This window comes from Microbacterium azadirachtae (genome assembly GCF_025583665.1).
GTDB classification, from domain to species: Bacteria; Actinomycetota; Actinomycetes; order Actinomycetales; family Microbacteriaceae; genus Microbacterium; species Microbacterium azadirachtae.
Genome location: NZ_CP099706.1, coordinates 1578274 through 1595223, shown reverse-complemented (window position 1 = coordinate 1595223; position 16950 = coordinate 1578274). Strand labels below are relative to the sequence as shown.

Annotated in this window: 12 protein-coding genes and 1 pseudogene; 7 read left to right on the top strand and 6 right to left on the bottom strand. The window is 70.2% G+C overall.

What is annotated here, in order from left to right; all coding sequences use genetic code 11:
* Positions 1 to 7: 7 nt before the first annotated feature.
* Complete coding sequence (gene lepA, locus NFX31_RS07525) at positions 8 to 1861, bottom strand: translation elongation factor 4 (RefSeq protein WP_045252241.1); 1854 nt, start codon at positions 1859 to 1861, stop codon at positions 8 to 10.
* Between the two features lie 340 nt (positions 1862 to 2201).
* Here lepA and NFX31_RS07520 point away from each other — a divergent pair, with 340 nt between their 5' ends.
* The 5 genes from NFX31_RS07520 to NFX31_RS07500 all read left to right on the top strand — a co-directional run bounded on the left by NFX31_RS07520 (position 2202) and on the right by NFX31_RS07500 (position 8819).
* Complete coding sequence (locus tag NFX31_RS07520; RefSeq protein WP_045252242.1) at positions 2202 to 3185, top strand: ABC transporter permease; 984 nt, start codon at positions 2202 to 2204, stop codon at positions 3183 to 3185.
* A 1-nt stretch (position 3186) separates the two neighbouring features.
* Complete coding sequence (locus NFX31_RS07515) at positions 3187 to 4107, top strand: ABC transporter permease (protein ID WP_045252243.1); 921 nt, start codon at positions 3187 to 3189, stop codon at positions 4105 to 4107.
* Positions 4104 to 6158 carry an ABC transporter ATP-binding protein gene (locus NFX31_RS07510; protein WP_045252244.1) on the top strand — a complete coding sequence of 685 codons (2055 nt, stop codon included), beginning with the start codon at positions 4104 to 4106 and terminating at the stop codon, positions 6156 to 6158. Before NFX31_RS07515 ends, NFX31_RS07510 begins: the two co-directional genes overlap by 4 nt.
* Before the next feature lie 121 nt (positions 6159 to 6279).
* Positions 6280 to 7983 carry an ABC transporter family substrate-binding protein gene (locus tag NFX31_RS07505; protein WP_045252245.1) on the top strand — a complete coding sequence of 568 codons (1704 nt, stop codon included), beginning with the start codon at positions 6280 to 6282 and terminating at the stop codon, positions 7981 to 7983.
* Positions 7984 to 8084: 101 nt separating this feature from the next.
* The gene (locus tag NFX31_RS07500; RefSeq protein ID WP_262957098.1) at positions 8085 to 8819 is read left to right on the top strand and encodes an alpha/beta fold hydrolase; all 735 of its coding nucleotides are present in this window, start codon (positions 8085 to 8087) and stop codon (positions 8817 to 8819) included.
* On the opposite strand, the gene NFX31_RS07495 is transcribed toward NFX31_RS07500, so the two are convergent.
* Both NFX31_RS07495 and NFX31_RS07490 read right to left on the bottom strand, forming a co-directional pair.
* Entirely contained in the window at positions 8770 to 10062 is a 1293-nt protein-coding gene (locus tag NFX31_RS07495) for an MFS transporter (RefSeq protein WP_262957097.1), read from the bottom strand. The two genes, NFX31_RS07500 and NFX31_RS07495, sit on opposite strands and share 50 nt — an antisense overlap.
* On the bottom strand, positions 10059 to 11414 hold the full coding sequence (locus NFX31_RS07490) for a GH1 family beta-glucosidase (protein ID WP_262957096.1): 1356 nt from the start codon (positions 11412 to 11414) through the stop codon (positions 10059 to 10061). The genes NFX31_RS07495 and NFX31_RS07490 overlap by 4 nt, the downstream gene beginning before the upstream one ends.
* 236 nt (positions 11415 to 11650) lie before the next feature.
* Here NFX31_RS07490 and rpsT point away from each other — a divergent pair, with 236 nt between their 5' ends.
* The gene (gene rpsT, locus NFX31_RS07485) at positions 11651 to 11911 is read left to right on the top strand and encodes a 30S ribosomal protein S20 (protein ID WP_045252248.1); all 261 of its coding nucleotides are present in this window, start codon (positions 11651 to 11653) and stop codon (positions 11909 to 11911) included.
* 101 nt (positions 11912 to 12012) lie between these two features.
* On the opposite strand, the gene holA is transcribed toward rpsT, so the two are convergent.
* From holA to NFX31_RS07470, 3 genes and pseudogenes are all read right to left on the bottom strand, one after another.
* A complete protein-coding gene (gene holA, locus NFX31_RS07480; protein ID WP_045252249.1) occupies positions 12013 to 13065 on the bottom strand; it encodes a DNA polymerase III subunit delta in 1053 nt (350 codons plus the stop codon).
* Between the two features lie 477 nt (positions 13066 to 13542).
* A pseudogene (locus tag NFX31_RS07475) lies at positions 13543 to 15435 on the bottom strand (ComEC/Rec2 family competence protein); the annotation flags it as partial.
* Positions 15436 to 15515: 80 nt separating this feature from the next.
* Entirely contained in the window at positions 15516 to 16163 is a 648-nt protein-coding gene (locus NFX31_RS07470) for a ComEA family DNA-binding protein (protein WP_082072495.1), read from the bottom strand.
* A gap of 164 nt (positions 16164 to 16327) precedes the next feature.
* Between NFX31_RS07470 and NFX31_RS07465 the strand changes: the two genes are divergently transcribed.
* Positions 16328 to 16930: an HD domain-containing protein gene (locus NFX31_RS07465; RefSeq protein ID WP_045252251.1), complete on the top strand. Its 603-nt coding sequence runs from the start codon at positions 16328 to 16330 to the stop codon at positions 16928 to 16930.
* The last annotated feature ends 20 nt before the right edge of the window (positions 16931 to 16950 follow it).

Below are 16950 nucleotides of genomic sequence, written 5' to 3'. Positions count from 1 at the left end.
GCGGCTCCTACTTCTTGTCCTTGCCCTCGACGTCGCCCGAGAGCGCGGCGATGAACGCCTCCTGGGGGACCTCGACGCGGCCGACCATCTTCATGCGCTTCTTGCCCTCCTTCTGCTTCTCGAGGAGCTTGCGCTTGCGCGTGATGTCGCCGCCGTAGCACTTGGCGAGCACGTCCTTGCGGATCGCGCGGATGGTCTCGCGGGCGATGATCCTGGCGCCGATCGCGGCCTGGATCGGCACTTCGAACTGCTGGCGAGGGATGAGCTTGCGCAGGCGCTCGGCCATCATGGTGCCGTACGCGTAGGCCTTGTCGCGGTGCACGATCGAGCTGAACGCGTCGACCTTCTCGCCCTGGAGCAGGATGTCGACCTTGACCAGGTCGGCCTCCTGGGATCCGCTCGGCTCGTAGTCGAGCGACGCGTACCCCTGCGTCTTCGACTTGAGCTGGTCGAAGAAGTCGAACACGATCTCGCCGAGCGGCATGTTGTAGCGCAGCTCGACCCGCTCCTCGGAGAAGTACTCCATGCCCAGCAGGGAGCCGCGGCGCGACTGGCAGAGCTCCATGACCGTGCCCACGTAGTCCTTGGGCAGCAGGATCGCCGCCTTGACCATCGGCTCGGACACGGATCCGATCCGCCCGTCCGGGTACTCGCTGGGGTTGGTGACGGTGACGGTCTCCCCCGTGTCGCTCGTGAGGACCTCGTAGATCACGCTCGGCGCGGTCGTGATGAGGTCGAGCCCGAACTCGCGGGAGAGGCGCTCGGTGATGATCTCCAGGTGCAGCAGGCCGAGGAAGCCGCAGCGGAAGCCGAAGCCGAGCGCGACCGAGGTCTCCGGCTCGTACTGAAGCGATGCGTCGGAGAGCTTGAGCTTGTCCAGAGCCTCACGCAGCTCCGCGTAGTCGCTGCCGTCGATCGGGTAGATGCCGCTGAACACCATGGGCTTGGGGTCGGTGTACCCGGCAAGGGCCTCGGCGGCGGGCTTGCGGGCGTTCGTCACGGTGTCGCCGACCTTGGACTGGCGCACGTCCTTCACGCCGGTGATGAGGTAGCCGACCTCGCCGACGCCGAGGCCCTTGGTGGGCACGGGCTCGGGGCTGGAGACGCCGATCTCGAGCAGCTCGTGGTTCGCGCCGGTCGACATCATCTGGATCCGCTCGCGCGGCGAGAGCTTGCCGTCCACCATGCGGACGTAGGTCACCACGCCGCGGTACGCGTCGTACACCGAGTCGAAGATCATCGCGCGGGCCGGGGCGTCGGCGTCGCCGACCGGGGCCGGGATCTCCTGCACGAGCCGGTCGAGCAGATCCTCGACGCCGGCGCCGGTCTTGCCGGACACGCGCAGCACGTCGTCCGGGCTGCCGCCGATGAGGTCGGCGAGCTCCTTCGCGTACTTCTCCGGCTCGGCCGCGGGCAGATCGATCTTGTTCAGCACCGGGATGATCGTGAGGTCGTTCTCGAGCGCCAGGTAGAGGTTCGCGAGGGTCTGTGCCTCGATGCCCTGCGCGGCGTCGACGAGCAGGATGGCCCCCTCGCACGCGGCGAGGGAGCGCGACACCTCGTAGGTGAAGTCGACGTGGCCCGGGGTGTCGATCATGTTCAGCGCCACGGTCTCGCCGTCGACCTGCCACGGCATGCGCACGGCCTGGCTCTTGATCGTGATGCCGCGCTCGCGCTCGATGTCCATCCGGTCCAGGTACTGCGCGCGCATGTCGCGGTCGGAGACCACGCCGGTGATCTGGAGCATCCGATCGGCCAGGGTCGACTTGCCGTGATCGATATGGGCGATGATGCAGAAGTTGCGGATCTGCTGCGGCGGCGTGGCGGCCGGCTGCAGCGGAGTGAGGGCGCGAGGTGACATGGGGTCCTGAACGATGCGGGGTCCGGCGGGCGGATCGGGCTGTCCCGGCGAACCGGGTATCCCGACGATTCTACGGGAGCGCCGGACGGGCGCGGAGGCGGCTCGACCGCAGGACGGGCTCGGACGGGGCCGCGCGCGATATACGGGTCAGCGCCCGCGCGGTGATAGTCTCGCGAAGTTGCCGCGATCCGGAACCGGGTCCCAGCGTCGGCAGCACTCCGTCTCGCCGCTTGCGCGCGCGGAGCACCGAGTCACCGGTTCGGTTCGTGTTGAATGACAACGACCCAGCGCTGCGTCGGAGATCCCGCACGGCGTCTGTGACAAGAGAGAGAACACCGTCTTGATCAAGTACCTGCTGCGCCGAACGCTCGGCTGGCTCCTCATGATCGTGGTGGCGACCAATGTCACGTACTTCCTGGCATGGGCCTTCCTGGACCCGCGCAGCAACTACGTGGGCCGCAAGCCGCCGCTGTCCCATGACCAGATCTCACGGCTGCTCGAGCCGCGCAACCTCGACGACAGCGCGCCGATCCTGCAGCGCTGGTGGAAGTGGTTCACCGACATCGTGCTGCACTGGAACTGGGGCGTGAGCCCGGTCGGCCAGTCCGTGAACGACCAGATCGCCTACCGCATGTGGGTCTCCGGCGAGCTCGTGCTCGGCGCGACGATCATCGCGGCCGTGCTCGGCGTCGCGGTCGGCGTCTACACCGCTTCGCGCCAGTACAAGCTCGCGGACCGGGTGTGGCAGGGGATCTCGATCGTCACGATGAACATCCCGATCATCGTCGCCGCGCTCGGCATCGTCCTGATCGCAATCAGCATCAACAACGCCGTCGGCTTCCGGCTCTTCTACGTCACCGGATCCAGCTCGGACGGCGTGAGCGGGTTCTTCCCGGTCCTGATCGACAGCCTGCAGCACCTGATCCTGCCCACGATCGCGCTGGTGTTCATCGGCTACTCCAGCTACCACTTCCTGCAGCGCTCCCTGCTGCTGGACAACATCAAGGCCGACTACGTGCGCACGGCGCGGGCGAAGGGACTGACCAAGCAGCAGGCCATCCGCAAGCACGCGCTGCGCACGTCGCTGATCCCGGTCGCGACCCAGCTGGCGTTCAACATCCCGACGGTGTTCACCGGCGCGGTGCTGACCGAGACGATCTTCGCGTGGAACGGCATGGGCCGGTACTTCATCGACACGATCAGCAAGAACGACGTGCACGGCGTGGTGGCGATCGCCGCCTTCACCGCCGTGCTCACGGCCATCGGCGCCATCCTCGCCGACATCGCCGTGGTGGTCCTCGATCCGCGAGTGAGAGTGAGCTGACATGTCCTCTGCAACGGTTCAGCCCCCGGTCGGGCCCGACACCACCGCGGCCCGCATCCCGCGCAAGCGCATCGGCACGTTCCGGCTCTACTACCGGCGCTTCGTGCGCAACCGCCCCGCGGTCGCCGGGGTCATCATCTTCGCGCTGCTCGTGGTGTTCGCCATCGTCGGCCCGCTGATCGCCCGGTTCACCCCGATCTACCTCGACTTCACCGCGCTGGGCACTCCCCCGGACAGCACCCACTGGTTCGGGACCGCGGCGGACGGCGGCGACCTGTTCGCCCAGACCGCGGTGGGCCTGCAGCGCTCGCTCATGATCGCGCTCACCGTGTCGATCGGCACCACGGTGCTCTCGGCCATCGTCGGCACCGCCGCCGCCTACTTCGGCGGAATGACCGAGCGCATCATCCTGCTGATCATCCACTTCCTGATGGTCGTGCCGACGTTCCTGATCCTGGCGCTGATCTCCTCCAACGCGGGCGGCGACTGGCGCGTGATCTCGCTCGTGATGATCTTCGTCGGCTGGTTCTTCCCGGCCCGCGTCATCTGGACGATGGCGCTGTCGCTGCGCGAGCGCGAGTACGTGCAGGCGGCTCGCTACATGGGCGTGCCCGGCATGACGATCGTGCTGCGGCACCTGCTGCCCAACATCGGCTCGCTGCTGGTGATCAACTTCACCCTCGGCGTGGTCGGCGCGGTGATCTCCGAGACCGGCCTGTCGTTCATCGGCTTCGGCGTCAAGATCCCCGACGTCTCGCTGGGATCCCTCATCGGAATCGGCGCGAACTCCGTCTCCAGCGCGCCGTGGACCTTCTACTTCCCCGCGCTCGCGCTCACGATGCTGACCGTCTCGATGGCGCTCATCGCCGACGGCCTGCGCGACGCCCTCGATCCCACCTCGGCGGCGGGAGGCCGCGCATGACCGCTCCTCTGCTCTCCGTCCGCGACCTGCACGTCAGCTTCGCCTCCGAGTCCGGGCGCGTCGACGCCGTCCGCGGCGTCTCCTTCGATCTCGAGCCGGGCCGCACGCTCAGCATCGTCGGCGAGTCCGGGTCGGGCAAGTCGGTCACCTCGCTCGCGATCATGGGCCTGCTCGACGAGAACGCGAAGGTCACCGGGTCGATCATGTTCGACGGCATCGAGCTGGTCGGCAAGAACGACAAGGAGCTCTCGGCGCTGCGCGGCAACGGGATCGCGATGATCTTCCAGGATCCGCTGACGTCGCTGACCCCGGTGTTCACGGTGGGCGACCAGCTCATCGAGGCGCTCACGGTGCACCGCAGCATGTCGACCGCGGACGCCACGGCGCGCGCGATCGAGCTGCTGCGCCTCGTCGGCATCCCGAGCCCCGAACGGCGCCTGAAGTCGTTCCCGCACGAGTTCTCCGGCGGCATGCGCCAGCGGGTGGTGATCGCGATCGCGATGGCCAACAACCCCAAGCTGATCATCGCGGACGAGCCGACCACGGCCCTCGACGTGACGATCCAGGCTCAGATCCTCGATCTCATCGGCACGGCCCAGCGCGAGACCGGCGCCGCCGTCATCATGATCACCCACGACATGGGCGTGGTCGCGAAGACCGCCGACGACGTGCTCGTCATGTACGCGGGCAAGCCGGTCGAGCAGGCGCCCGTGCGCGAGCTCTTCCACGAGACCCGGATGCCGTACTCGATCGGCCTTCTCGGCGCGATCCCGCGCGTGGACAAGGCGGAGAAGCAGCCGCTGGTGCCGATCAAGGGCAATCCTCCGCTGCTGATCAACCTGCCCGACGAGTGCCCGTTCGTGGCCCGCTGCCCCATCGCCACCGAGGCGTGCCGGGTCAGGGAGCCCGAGCTGCGGCCGATCACGACGGGCGAGGGCGGCGAGCACCGGGTCGCGTGCGTGCGCGCCGACGAGATCGAGAACGGCCTCATCGGAGGCGTGCCGGTCTATCCCGTGCCCGAGCTGCCGACGAGCGCGCTGGATCGCATTCCGCGCGAGGAGCGTCCGATCACGCTCGACGTCCGCAACATGCGCAAGACGTTCCCGCTCACCAAGGGCGCGTTCCTCAAGCGCAAGGTCGGCGAGGTGCACGCCGTCAAGGGCCTCACCTTCGACATCCGCGAGGGCGAGACCATGGCGATCGTGGGCGAGTCCGGCTGCGGAAAGACCACGACCCTGCTGCAGATCATGGATCTGGTCACGCAGACCGACGGCGAGATCACGATCGCCGGCACCAAGGTCTCGGAGCTGCACGGCGGCAAGGCCGAGCGCACGGTCCGCCGCGACCTGCAGATCGTGTTCCAGGATCCGATGGGCGCGCTCGACCCACGGCTCACTGTGGCGGACGTGATCGCCGAGCCGCTGCGCGCGATCGGCGTGCCGCGTGCGGAGGCCGACCTCCGGGTCGACGAGCTCATGGACCTCGTGGGACTGGATCCCGCCCACGCCAGCCGGTTCCCCGGAGCCTTCTCGGGCGGCCAGCGCCAGCGCATCGGCATCGCCCGCGCGCTCGCGACCAACCCCAAGATCGTCGTCCTGGACGAGCCGGTCTCCGCGCTGGACGTGTCGATCCAGGCCGGCGTGATCAACCTCCTCGACGAGCTCAAGGTCAAGCTGGGGCTGTCGTACCTGTTCGTCGCGCACGACCTGTCCGTGGTGCGCCACATCGCCGACCGGGTCGGAGTCATGTACCTGGGCGAGTTCGTCGAGCACGGCGACGTGGACGAGATCTTCGACAACCCGCAGCACCCGTACACCCAGGCGCTGCTGTCGGCCATCCCGGTCCCGGATCCGGACATCGAGCGCACGCGCGAGCGCATCGTGCTGCAGGGCGATCTGCCGAGTCCGGCCGACCGCCGCGACGGCTGCGCCTTCACGTCCCGCTGCCCGCTGTACAAGATGCTCCCCGAGGACCAGCGCGTCCGCTGCGAGACGGTCGTCCCCGTCCTGCACGGGACGGATGCGCAGGCGAACGCCTGCCACTGGCGCTGAGTCGGAGTATTCCGGTTGACATCGGAACGGTAACGGTTGCGTCGATGTACCGGGCGGTTCCGGTTCACGCCGGTTAACTGTCCCCTGTCCCCAAAACGCCGAAAGGCATCGAAGGAGAACCATGAAAAGGCAGCACAAGCTGTGGGGCGTCGTCGCCCTCACAGGGGCGCTGGCAATCGCCATCAGCGGTTGCTCGGCACCGGGAGGCTCGAACGGCGGCACCGACAAGCCCGCCGAGACCAAGACCGCGGACTACAACCCGCAGCCGCGTGAGAACCTCAAGCAGGGTGGCGAAGTCCACTTCGGCATCAACGAGATCACGCCGCAGATGAACCCGTTCCAGGCGGACGCGTCGGCCGACACCACGCGCCTGGCGAGCTGGTACACCCCGCAGGTGCTGCTGATCAGCGCAGACGGCAAGGTCTCGCCGAACCCCGCGTACCTCGACAAGTGGGACATCGGCGAGAAGGACGGCAACACCGTCATCACCGGCAAGATCAACGACAAGGCCGTCTGGAACGACGGCACGCCGATCGACTGGACCGCCTTCGAGGCGACCTGGAAGGCGAACAACGGCACCGACGAGGCCTACAAGGTCAGCTCGACGGACAACTGGAAGAACATCGAGTCGGTGACCAAGGGCGCCACCGACAAGGACGTCATCGTCACCTTCAAGGGCAAGTTCGCCTGGCCCGAGGCCGTCTTCTCCACGATCCTGAACCCGAAGGTCAACTCGGCCGACGTGTTCAACACCGCCTACGTGGAGAACGCGCACCCCGAGTGGGGCGCCGGCCCGTACAAGCTCACCAAGTTCGACACGAAGGGCCAGAGCGCGACGCTCGAGCCCAACGAGAAGTGGTGGGGCGACAAGCCGCTGCTCGACAAGGTCACCTTCACGGGGCTGGACTCGACCGCGCGCATCAACGCCTTCAAGAACGGTGAGATCGACGCCGCCGAGACCCCCAACAAGGACGCTCTCGCGCAGGTCGCCGGCATGAAGGACGTCGTCACCTACCGCGCCCAGCGCACGTCGAAGACGGTGCTGATCGTCGACTCGTCCAAGCCGCAGTTCAAGGACATCAAGGTGCGTCAGGCGTTCTTCCTGGGCGCCAACATCGATGAGCTGAAGAAGGTCATCTGGAACGGTCTCGGCTACTCCGAGAACGCCGTGGGCTCGATGAACCTCTACAGCTTCCAGGACGGCTACGCCGACTCCTTCAAGGAGGCCGGCCTGAAGTTCGACGCCGCCGGCGCCAAGAAGCTCCTCGACGAGGCGGGCTGGAAGGAAGGCAAGGACGGTGTCCGCGAGAAGGACGGCGTCAAGCTCTCCGTCGTCTTCCCCAACCACAACGACTCGCCGACCATGATCGCGATGCTGAAGGCCCTGCAGCAGCAGGAGAAGGCCATCGGCATCGACATCAAGATCGAGCAGCGTCCGTCGTCCGACTTCTCGACCGACTTCACCACGAAGAACTGGGACGCGTTCTCGCTGCAGTTCACCGACGGCGACCCGTTCGGCCCGGCGTACTTCTGCCAGCTCTACTGCTCGGACAGCTCGCTGAACCTGTCCGGCACGAGCACGCCGGCGATCGACGAGAAGATCAAGAGCGACGTCGAGTCGCAGACGACGGCCGAGGCGTGGACCAAGGCCGCGATGAAGCTCGAGCCGGAGATCGTCAAGGAGACCTGGGGCGTCATCCCGCTCTACAACGGTCCCTGGATCGTCACCGCCAAGAAGGGTCTGTCGAACCTGACCCCGGAGCCCTACGTGGGCCTCGACGGGTTCGGCGTCCAGCCGGTGGAGAACGTCGGCTGGGAGAAGTAAGCACCCGCCGTTCCGGAGCGGGGTCGGTGGTTCGCCACCGGCCCCGCTTCTGCGTGCCGGGCGGGCGCCGTACCCGCGTTGTGCGGCTTAGACTGGCGCCCATGCGTCGCCGTACCGTCCCGCCGGCCTCGGTCGTCTTCGTCCACGGGATCCGCACCTCCGCGACCATGTGGCGCTCGCAGCAGGAGTATCTCGCCGAACGCGGCACTCCCTCGGTCGCCGTCGACCTCCCCGGCCACGGCACCCGCATGGACGAGCCGTTCACCCTCGGGGAGGCGATGCGCACCGTCGACAGCGCAGTGCGCGAGGCGAGCGGGCGCGTGCTGCTGGTGGGGCACTCGATGGGCGGCCTGCTGAGCACCGCGTACGCGGGGGCGGAAGAGCCCGCCCCGATCGCCGGCTTCATCGGCGCCTCGTGCACCGCCCTCCCCCGTGGCGCAGGACTCGCCGCCTACCGCATGCTCGCGGGCGCGCTCAACGCGATGCCCGACCGCGGGATGTGGTTGAGCCGCCGCGTGCTCGACGCCACGCTCCCGGCCTCGACGCGCGACGACTTCGGCGCGGGCGGGTTCGCGATGGCGGCCCAGGACGCGGCGCTGCGCGCGCTGTCCGAGCTGGACCTGGTCGCCGCGGTCCCCCGTATCGGCGTGCCGACCTGGTTCGTCAACGGCCAGTTCGACCAGCTCCGCACCCACGAGACGCTCTACCGGCGACTCGCTCCCGACGCGGAGTTCGTGATCGTGCCGCGCACCACGCACCTCGTCACCGCGATGCGCCCGCGCGTCTTCAATGCGGTGCTGGAACTCGCGCTGGCGACGCTGGAGACGTCGTCCTGACCGCGTAGGTCATCGCCGCGCCCACCACCGACAGCACGGCCGCGGCGCCGAACAGCAGCCAGAATCCGCCGACGAGGGCCACGAGGCCGGCGCCCAGCAGCGGGCCGAGCAGCTGCCCGAGCTGCGCGGACACGTTGACGAGGCCGAGATCGCGCGCGTGGTCGTCCGGATCCGTGAGCAGGTCCGTCGCGAAGGCGAGGCTCACCGCCATGTAGGCGCCGTAGCCGGCACCCATGATCGCCGCGGCGACCGAGGTCATCACGAGCGACGGGCTGATCAGGATCACCACGCCGGAGAGCGCCTGCACCACGGCCGACACAGCTGTCAGCGTGCGCCGCCGGCGGAGGGGGTCGGCCGAGCGGCGGTCGGACAGCATGCCGGCGACGATCGAGGCGATCACGACGAACACGGTGTAGATCACGATGAGCAGCAGCAGATCGTTCTCCGCATCGGCGGAAGGAACCCTCACGCCGTAGAGCAGGAAGAACAGCAGCAGCGACGTGCCGAACGCATTACCGATGTTCACGACGAGACGACTGACCAGCAGCCAGAGGAAGTCGCGGTCGCGCCAGGACGCGCGTCGGCCGGCCGCACGCGGCGCAGGCAGCGCGAGCTCGTGCGCCGGGGCGTCCGGCAGCAGCAACGCGGTGCCGATCCCGATGACGGCGATGACGGCGGCCAGCAGCAGATACGCCGGCCAGACGTCGAGCCCGAGCAGCACGACGGCGCCGACCCCCACGACGATGCCGACCGCCTGGGCGGAGCTCGCGGCCGCCGATGCCGAACCGCGCTGGGTCGTCAGCTGATCGGCGATCATGGCCGTGAGCGCGGCCATCGCGACCGAGACGCCCACCGACACCACGATCCACGCGCCGCCGACGGCGATCGGGCCGCGTGCGAGTCCGGTGAGCACGAGCCCCGCGGCCGCCAGCACGGAACCGCCGATCGCCCACGGACGACGACGGCCCCAGCGCGAGCGGGTGCGGTCGGACCAGCGCCCAGACACCGGGCCGGCGACGATACCGACCAGCCCGCCGGCCGAGAGCACGATCCCTGCCCACACCACGCCGGAGATCCAGTCGTCACCCGTGCTGTGGGTGTCGAGCTGCAGCGGCAGCAGCAGCTGGATCGGGGTGAGCTGCACCGTCCACACCGCCAGCCAGGCGAGTGTGAACAGCACCATCCACACCGGTCCGACGCGCTTCGCAGTCACGCCGGTGACGGCACCCGAGCGCTCGGTCATGAGCGTGCCTCCTCGATCAGTGCGCGGAACCAGGCGTAAGAGGCCTTCGGGGTGCGCCGTCCCGTGGCCATGTCGACGTGCACGAGCCCGAATCGCTGGGTGTACCCGTCGGCCCATTCGAAGTTGTCCAGCAGCGACCACACCGTGTAGGCGTCGACACGCACGCCCGCGCGCAGGGCATCGAGCACGGCGCCGATGTGCCCGCGCAGGTAGTCGATGCGGTCGGCGTCGTCGAGCGGACCGTCGACCTGGTCCGGCTCGGGGAACGACGCCCCGTTCTCGGCGATCACCACCGGCGGCAGCGCCTCGCCGTAGCGCTCCTTCGCGTCGACGAGGAACGCGGTGAGGGCCTCCGGCACGATCGGCCACAGCGGACCGAACCCGGTCACGGGTGCGCCGGGCGTCGGAACCACCTCGAAGGGCACGGGGCCGGCGGCCGCGGCGACCGTCGTGGGGTTGTAGTAGTTGACGCCGTAGACGTCGCAGGGAGCGCTGATCAGGGCAAGGTCGCCGTCGTGCACGGGCAGCGCGGAGACGTACGGCTCGAGGTCGGGATAGCGCCCGAGCAGCACAGGGTCCGCGAACATCCTGTTGTGCACCAGGTCGTACAGGTACGCGGCCTGGAGGTCCTCCTCCGACCGGGAGGCGGGCAGCACCTGGGTGTGGTTGTTGACGATGCCGATCCGGGTCGCGCCATGCCCGCGAAGGATCCGCACCGCGTATCCGTGCGCGAGCAGCTGGTGATGGGCGGTCGGCAGTGCGTCGAAGAGCAGGGTCCGCCCCGGCGCGAGCTCGCCGATCGCATACCCCTGCAGCGTCGTCGAGACGGGCTCGTTGATCGTGTACCAGTGCCGCACCCGGTCGCCGAGGGCGTCGGCCACGACCTCGACGTACTGCGCGAACCGCTCGGCCGTCGCGCGGTTCAGCCAGCCGCCGTCCGCCTCCAGCCGCGAGGGCAGGTCCCAGTGGTACAGCGTGGGGGTGGGCGTGATGCCGGCGTCGAGGAGCCGATCGACGAGGCGGTCGTAGTACGCGAGCCCCTGCGGGTTCGGACGGCCCTCCGGCAGCACGCGCACCCAGGAGAGCGAGAACCGGTACTGGTCGACGCCGAGGTGCGCGAGCAGCGCCACGTCCTCGGCGACGCGGTGATAGCTGTCGGGTCCTGGATCGGCCGTGCTGCCGTCGCGCACGCGCCCCGGCGTGTCGACGAATTCGTCCCAGATCGATCGGGAGCGTCCGTCCTCCGCTCTCGCCCCCTCGATCTGGAAGGCCGCGGTCGCCGCGGAGAATCCCAGGCGCCGCAGCAGCGCGCGATCGAGCGGCGGTGCGCCGTGTGCAGGGGGTACGGGCATGGACGACTCCTTCGGGTCCTTCGCCAGCATGCACCATCGCGTCCCTGCGTCCCGCGCGCGACGCGCCCGGATCCGGGCCCTTCCCTGCGCAGTGTTCCGGTTCGGCTCCTGCGCGGATCCCTGATAAGATCGGTGATTGGCTTGCGTGTCAGGTCCCACCCCTGCACGCTGCCGGAGGCGCCCCTCTACCGCCAGGCCGGCACAACCATCCATCACTCGAACGAAGGTTTCCATCCGTGGCGAACATCAAGTCGCAGATCAAGCGCAACAAGACCAACGAGAAGGCGCACGAGCGCAACAAGGCCGTCAAGAGCGAGCTCAAGACCGCCGTCCGCAACACCCGCAAGGCGATCGCCGGTGGCGACAAGGCGGCCGCCGAGGCCGCCCTGAAGGCGGCGACCAAGAAGCTCGACAAGGCCGTCAGCAAGGGTGTCATCCACGCGAACCAGGCGGCGAACCGCAAGTCGTCGATCGCGAAGCAGGTCTCCGCTCTCTGAGCGATTCTCTTCCGAAGGCCCGTCCCCGCTGGGGGCGGGCCTTCGTCGTTTCCGCCGGAGGCCGGCGCACGTCCGGCTCCGGAGGCGTCGCTCGGCGTCGCTCAGCGGCCGCCGGCACCGTAGGGCGCGCGGGTCGCGATCACCGTGACCATGCGCTCGAGCGCGAAGATCGGATCGCGCGCCGCGCCTTTGACGTCGGCGTCGGCGCGGGCCGTGGCCTGGATGGCGAGCCCGAGCGTGCGCTCGTTCCAGCCGCTGAGGTCCCGACGCGCGCGGTCGACCTGCCAGTCCTTCATGCCCAGGCGCGCGGCGAGGGCGGCGTTGGACTCCCGGGATCCGGCGACGCGCGCCATCGACCGCAGCTTCATCGCGAAGGCGGCCACCATCGGCACGGGATCCGCGCCGGACGCGAGCGCGTGCCGCAGCGCCACCAGCGCCTCACCCAGACGTCCGGCGATCGCCGTGTCGGCGACCACGAAGGCCGAGACCTCGACGCGCCCGCCGTAGTAGCGCTCGACGATCTCGGGGGTGACGTCGCCCGGCACGTCGATGATCAGCTGCTGGCAGGCCGCGGCGAGCTCGGTGACGTCATCGGAGAAGGCCGAGACGAGCGCCCGCAGCGCCTGCGGGGCGATCCGGCGCCCTGCGGCCCGGAACTCTCCCGCAGCGAAGTCCGCCTTCTCGTCGTCGCGCTTGATGGCGGGGCAGGCGATCTCGATCCCGCCGCCGGTGCCGGCGCGGACCGCGTCCAGCAGCTTCTTGCCGCGGACGGTCGCACCGGTGTGCCGCAGGACGACCGTCGCGCCCTCCTGCGGGTGCTCGAGATAGGCCACCGCCTCGGCGAGGAACGCATCCGTGCACCGCTCCACGCCGGAGATGCGCAGCAGACGCGGCTCACCGAACAGCGACGGCGAGGCGAGCCCGAGCAGGCTGCCCGACTCGTAGTCGTCGGCGCGGAGATCGCTCACCTCGAGCGCCGGATCCTCCGCACGCAGGTAGGCGCGCACGCCCGCGATCGCGCGCTCGGCGCAGATCTCCTCCGGGCCGGACACCAGCACGATGGGGGCGGGACGAGGCTCTCGCCAGGACACCTGCGGGATGTTCGTCCCCTTGCCTCCACGTCGTGCGGCGGAGGAAGAGCGCGGTGCAGGCATGCCACCAGCGTACCGGCGGGCACGGACCTTCACGGCGCTCGCCGTCGTCCCCGGGGTCGGCCCCGGCGTCTCCGCCGGCACCGGGCGCGCGGTCCAGACGCGCAGGCCGTCCTCGCCCTCGGCCACCAGGATCGTCCCGCGCTGATCCGTGCGGAGGACCGGCGTCTGCAGGGCGCTGAGCATCTCCAGAGTGCTCGCACGCGGGTGACCGTAGTCGTTTCCCGCCCCGACGGAGATCAGCGCGAGCGCCGGATCCAGGTCCGCGTAGAGCTGCGGATCCTGATCTGCACTGCCGTGATGGGCCACCTTCACGACCGTCATGTGGCGGGGATGCGCCATCCGGCGCAGCATGCCCTGCGACGCGGCGGAGAGATCGGCGAGGAAGAGCGACCGGGGCACGCCTCCCCCGGCGACCTCGAGGATCACGCCGACGTCGTTTCCGGGCGGGAACACCTTCTCGGCTCGGCGCGGCCACAGCACGCGCCAGTCCGCGCCGCCGAGGTGCCCGGTCATTCCCGCCGCCGCGTCGATGAGGCGCGCTCCCCCGTTCCGGAGCCGATCGAGCTGCCCCTGGTGCGCGGCAGTGTCGACCGGTCCGTGCAGCACCACGTCGGCGCGTCCTCGAAGCAGGTCGGACGCGCCCGCATGATCGTGATCGAAATGCGTGAGCACCAGGACGTCGAGCCTGTCGACGCCGAGATCCGTGAGGCATCGCTGCAGCGGCTTCGGATCCGGCCCGGTGTCGATGAGCATCGTGCTCCCTGCGCTGCGCACCAGGATCGCGTCGCCCTGCCCGATGTCGCACATCGCGATGCCCCAGTCCGCGGGCCGTTGCAGGAGCACCACGGGTCCGCTGACGAGTCCCCATCCGACCGAGACGCCGAGCAGCACCGCCACCGCACCCCCGACGATCGCACGCCAGGGGTGCGGAAGCGGCCGGTGCGGCGCGATCACCCAGAACGCCGCCGCGCTGAGCGCCGCCACGGCGAGAGACGTGAGGATGCCTGCAGGAACCTCGATGGTCGCGATCGGAAGACCCGCGGTGACGACGGCGGTCTGCGCGATCCAGGCCGAGGGCAGCCACGCCGTCGCCGCCAGCAGGTCGGCGAGAGGCGGGATCGGCAGGGTGAGGCAGGCGAGGAGACCGAGCACGGTCGCGATCGGCGACGCCGGCTCCGCGAGCAGGTTCGCGACGACCGAGACCAGTGACTGCTGCGCGGCGAACAGGGCGATGATCGGCCCGCAGGCGAGCTGCGCCGACAGCGGCACCGAGACGGCGAGCGCGACAGGACGGGGCAGCCATCGCGCGAGCCCGTCGGAGAGCGGGGGCGCGAGCACGATCAGTCCCGCCGTCGCGGCGGCGGAGAGCGCGAAGCCGGGTGCCGCGGCGAGACGGGGATCCGTCAGGAGGAGCACCGTCACGGCGAGCAGCAGCACCGACAGGCCCGCACGCGGCCGGCCGAGCAGAAGCGCCGTCATCGCTGCCGCCGCCATCGCCGCCGCCCGGATGACGCTCGGCTGCGGTGTGACCAGCACGACGAAGCCGGCCAGAGCGAGTGCGGCGACCGCGACGCGCGTCCTCCGTCCCCCTCCGCACAGCGCGACGACTCCGAAGGCGGCTGCCGCGACGAGCGCCAAGTTGCTGCCACTGACCGCCGTCAGGTGCGAGAGACCGCTCGCCTTCATGGCGTCGCCGAGCTCCGCGCTCACCGACCGGACGTCGCCGACGGCCAGGCCCGGCAGCAGCTCCGACCCGGGCTCCGGCAGCCGCTGGGCACGGACGATGAATGCGGCGCGCACGTCGCCGGCGATCGTCTCGACCGGACCCCCGCGGGACACCTGCACCACCGGCTGCTGAGCGAAGAGCACGACCGCGGCGCGCTCTCCGGCGTCGGCCGCCTTGACCTGCGCCGTGAACCGCAGAACGGTTCCCGGTCCGAGGGAGCTCCAGCGCTCCTCCGACCGCACTCCGACGCGCACGGGCACCGACAGGGGCGCCGGATCGTCCCCCGTGCCGAGCCGCACCGCATCCGCGTCGGCCCAGAGCCGCCCGTCGGCGCCGAGCGAGGGCAGCGAGCGCACGCTCACCTCGGCGCCCACCACATGGCCGGCGAAAGCGGCGGCACGGTCGCGTGCGGGAGCGTCCCCCGCCGCCGAAAGGCCGATCGCAGCGGCGACCGCGAGACACACCACGGCCAGCGGACCGGCGTGCGCGAGCAGCCGGGCCGCGGCGCCGTTGCCTGGTCGGCGACGGGCGAACAAGATCAGCACCACGGCGAGAGCCGTCGCCCCCGCGAGCGGCCCTCCCGACGCGGGCAGGAACGAGACGAGCAACCCTGCCAGCCAGGCCGTGACGGCGACCGGGACCATCCGCACATCCCGCAGCCGGCGAGGCGGCGTGCGCGCCCCTCCCGTCCGCGACGGCCCGCGGACGGCGCCCGACGTCGCGCTCATACGCGCACTCGATCCCGGATACCGGCGAGCATCTTCTCGCCGATGCCGGAGACGCCGAGCAGGTCGTCGACGCTGGTGAACCGACCGTTCGCGGTGCGCCACTCGATGATGCGCTGCGCGATCGCCGGACCCACCCGGGGCAGTTCCTCGAGCGCTGCGGCATCGGCCGTGTTGAGATCGATCAGCGCACTCGTCGTCGCGGGGACGGCCGTCGATGGGCTTCCGGCGGACCCGGCGGAGTCCGGCGTCCCGCCCTGCGCGGGCACCAGGATCTGCTCCCCGTCGGTGAGGGGCCGCGCGAGGTTCACCGCAGCCAGATCGGCGGTCGGCAGCGTGCCGCCCGCCGCGGCCAGGGCATCGGCCACCCTCGCCCCGTCGTCGAGCACATAGAGTCCCGGCGTGGCGACGTCGCCCAGCACATGCACATACACGCTCCCCGCCGAGATCCCTCGGCCCCCGGCGCTGGGCTCCGCAGTGACGGCGATCTGGGCCGGGCCGGTCGAGCGGCTCACCAACCCGATCCCGACGGTCACCGACACGGCCGCCAGCGCCACGACCACCGCCGCGCCGAGCCCGAGCCGGAGCCGCCGCCTCCCCGGGACGACGACGGGCTCCGTACTCTCGGACTCCGCGATCTCTGTCACACGGTGACGTTAGGCTCCGCGACATGTCCGGCGCGGGACGCCCGCAGAACCCGTGCGCAACCCCGGCGAGTGCTGCCGTGTGGAGGGCGCAGGGGCGACCGCCCGCCCGTGCCGCACCGGATACGCTGAACCCGTCCCCCGACACGCGATCGACCGGAGCGACCATGCGCCTGCACGACTTCCTCCCGCCCCACACCGCCGCCGCCCGCGGCGCCCGAGAGCTGGTCGCGCAGTTCCACTCCTCCGCGCTGTCGAACCACGTGCACCGCAGCTGGCTCTGGGCCGAGGCCTTCGCGCTCGTCGAGGGACGCACCGGCATCGACCACGAGCTCCTGTACACCGCCGCGCTGCTGCACGACATCGGCCTCGCCCCCGAGTACGACAACCACGTGCTCGGCTACGAGGAGGCGGGCGGCTTCGTCGGGGAGGCGCTGGCCGCCGGCGCCGGCTGGCCGGCCACGCGGCGGCGGCGCGTCAACGAGGTCATCGTGCGCCACAACTGGCCCTCGGTCGACCCCGATCTCGATGTGGAGGGCTACCTGCTGGAGACCGCCACCGGACTCGACGTGTCCGGACGGCGCGACGAGGAGATCCCCGTGGAGTTCCGCCGCGAGGTGCTCGCCGCCTACCCCCGGCTCGATCTGGCCGACGAGTTCGGCGGGTCGGTGCGCACGCAGTCGGAGCGCAAGCCGCACAGCCACGCGCGACGCCTCATCGACGGCGGTCTGATCGGCAAGCTCGCGGCCAACCCGCTCGAGCGCCTCTGAGCGGATCCGGGATCCCCCGC

What these genes read in the sequence shown, in the direction of transcription:
- NFX31_RS07505 (WP_045252245.1), top strand. Translation starts at nt 6,280, where the DNA reads ATGAAAAGGCAGCACAAGCTGTGGGGCGTCGTCGCCCTCACAGGGGCG.
- NFX31_RS07510 (WP_045252244.1), top strand. Translation starts at nt 4,104, where the DNA reads ATGACCGCTCCTCTGCTCTCCGTCCGCGACCTGCACGTCAGCTTCGCC.
- NFX31_RS07500 (WP_262957098.1), top strand. Translation starts at nt 8,085, where the DNA reads ATGCGTCGCCGTACCGTCCCGCCGGCCTCGGTCGTCTTCGTCCACGGG.
- holA (WP_045252249.1), bottom strand. Translation starts at nt 13,065, where the DNA reads ATGCCTGCACCGCGCTCTTCCTCCGCCGCACGACGTGGAGGCAAGGGG.
- NFX31_RS07515 (WP_045252243.1), top strand. Translation starts at nt 3,187, where the DNA reads ATGTCCTCTGCAACGGTTCAGCCCCCGGTCGGGCCCGACACCACCGCG.
- NFX31_RS07495 (WP_262957097.1), bottom strand. Translation starts at nt 10,062, where the DNA reads ATGACCGAGCGCTCGGGTGCCGTCACCGGCGTGACTGCGAAGCGCGTC.
- NFX31_RS07465 (WP_045252251.1), top strand. Translation starts at nt 16,328, where the DNA reads ATGCGCCTGCACGACTTCCTCCCGCCCCACACCGCCGCCGCCCGCGGC.
- NFX31_RS07490 (WP_262957096.1), bottom strand. Translation starts at nt 11,414, where the DNA reads ATGCCCGTACCCCCTGCACACGGCGCACCGCCGCTCGATCGCGCGCTG.
- lepA (WP_045252241.1), bottom strand. Translation starts at nt 1,861, where the DNA reads ATGTCACCTCGCGCCCTCACTCCGCTGCAGCCGGCCGCCACGCCGCCG.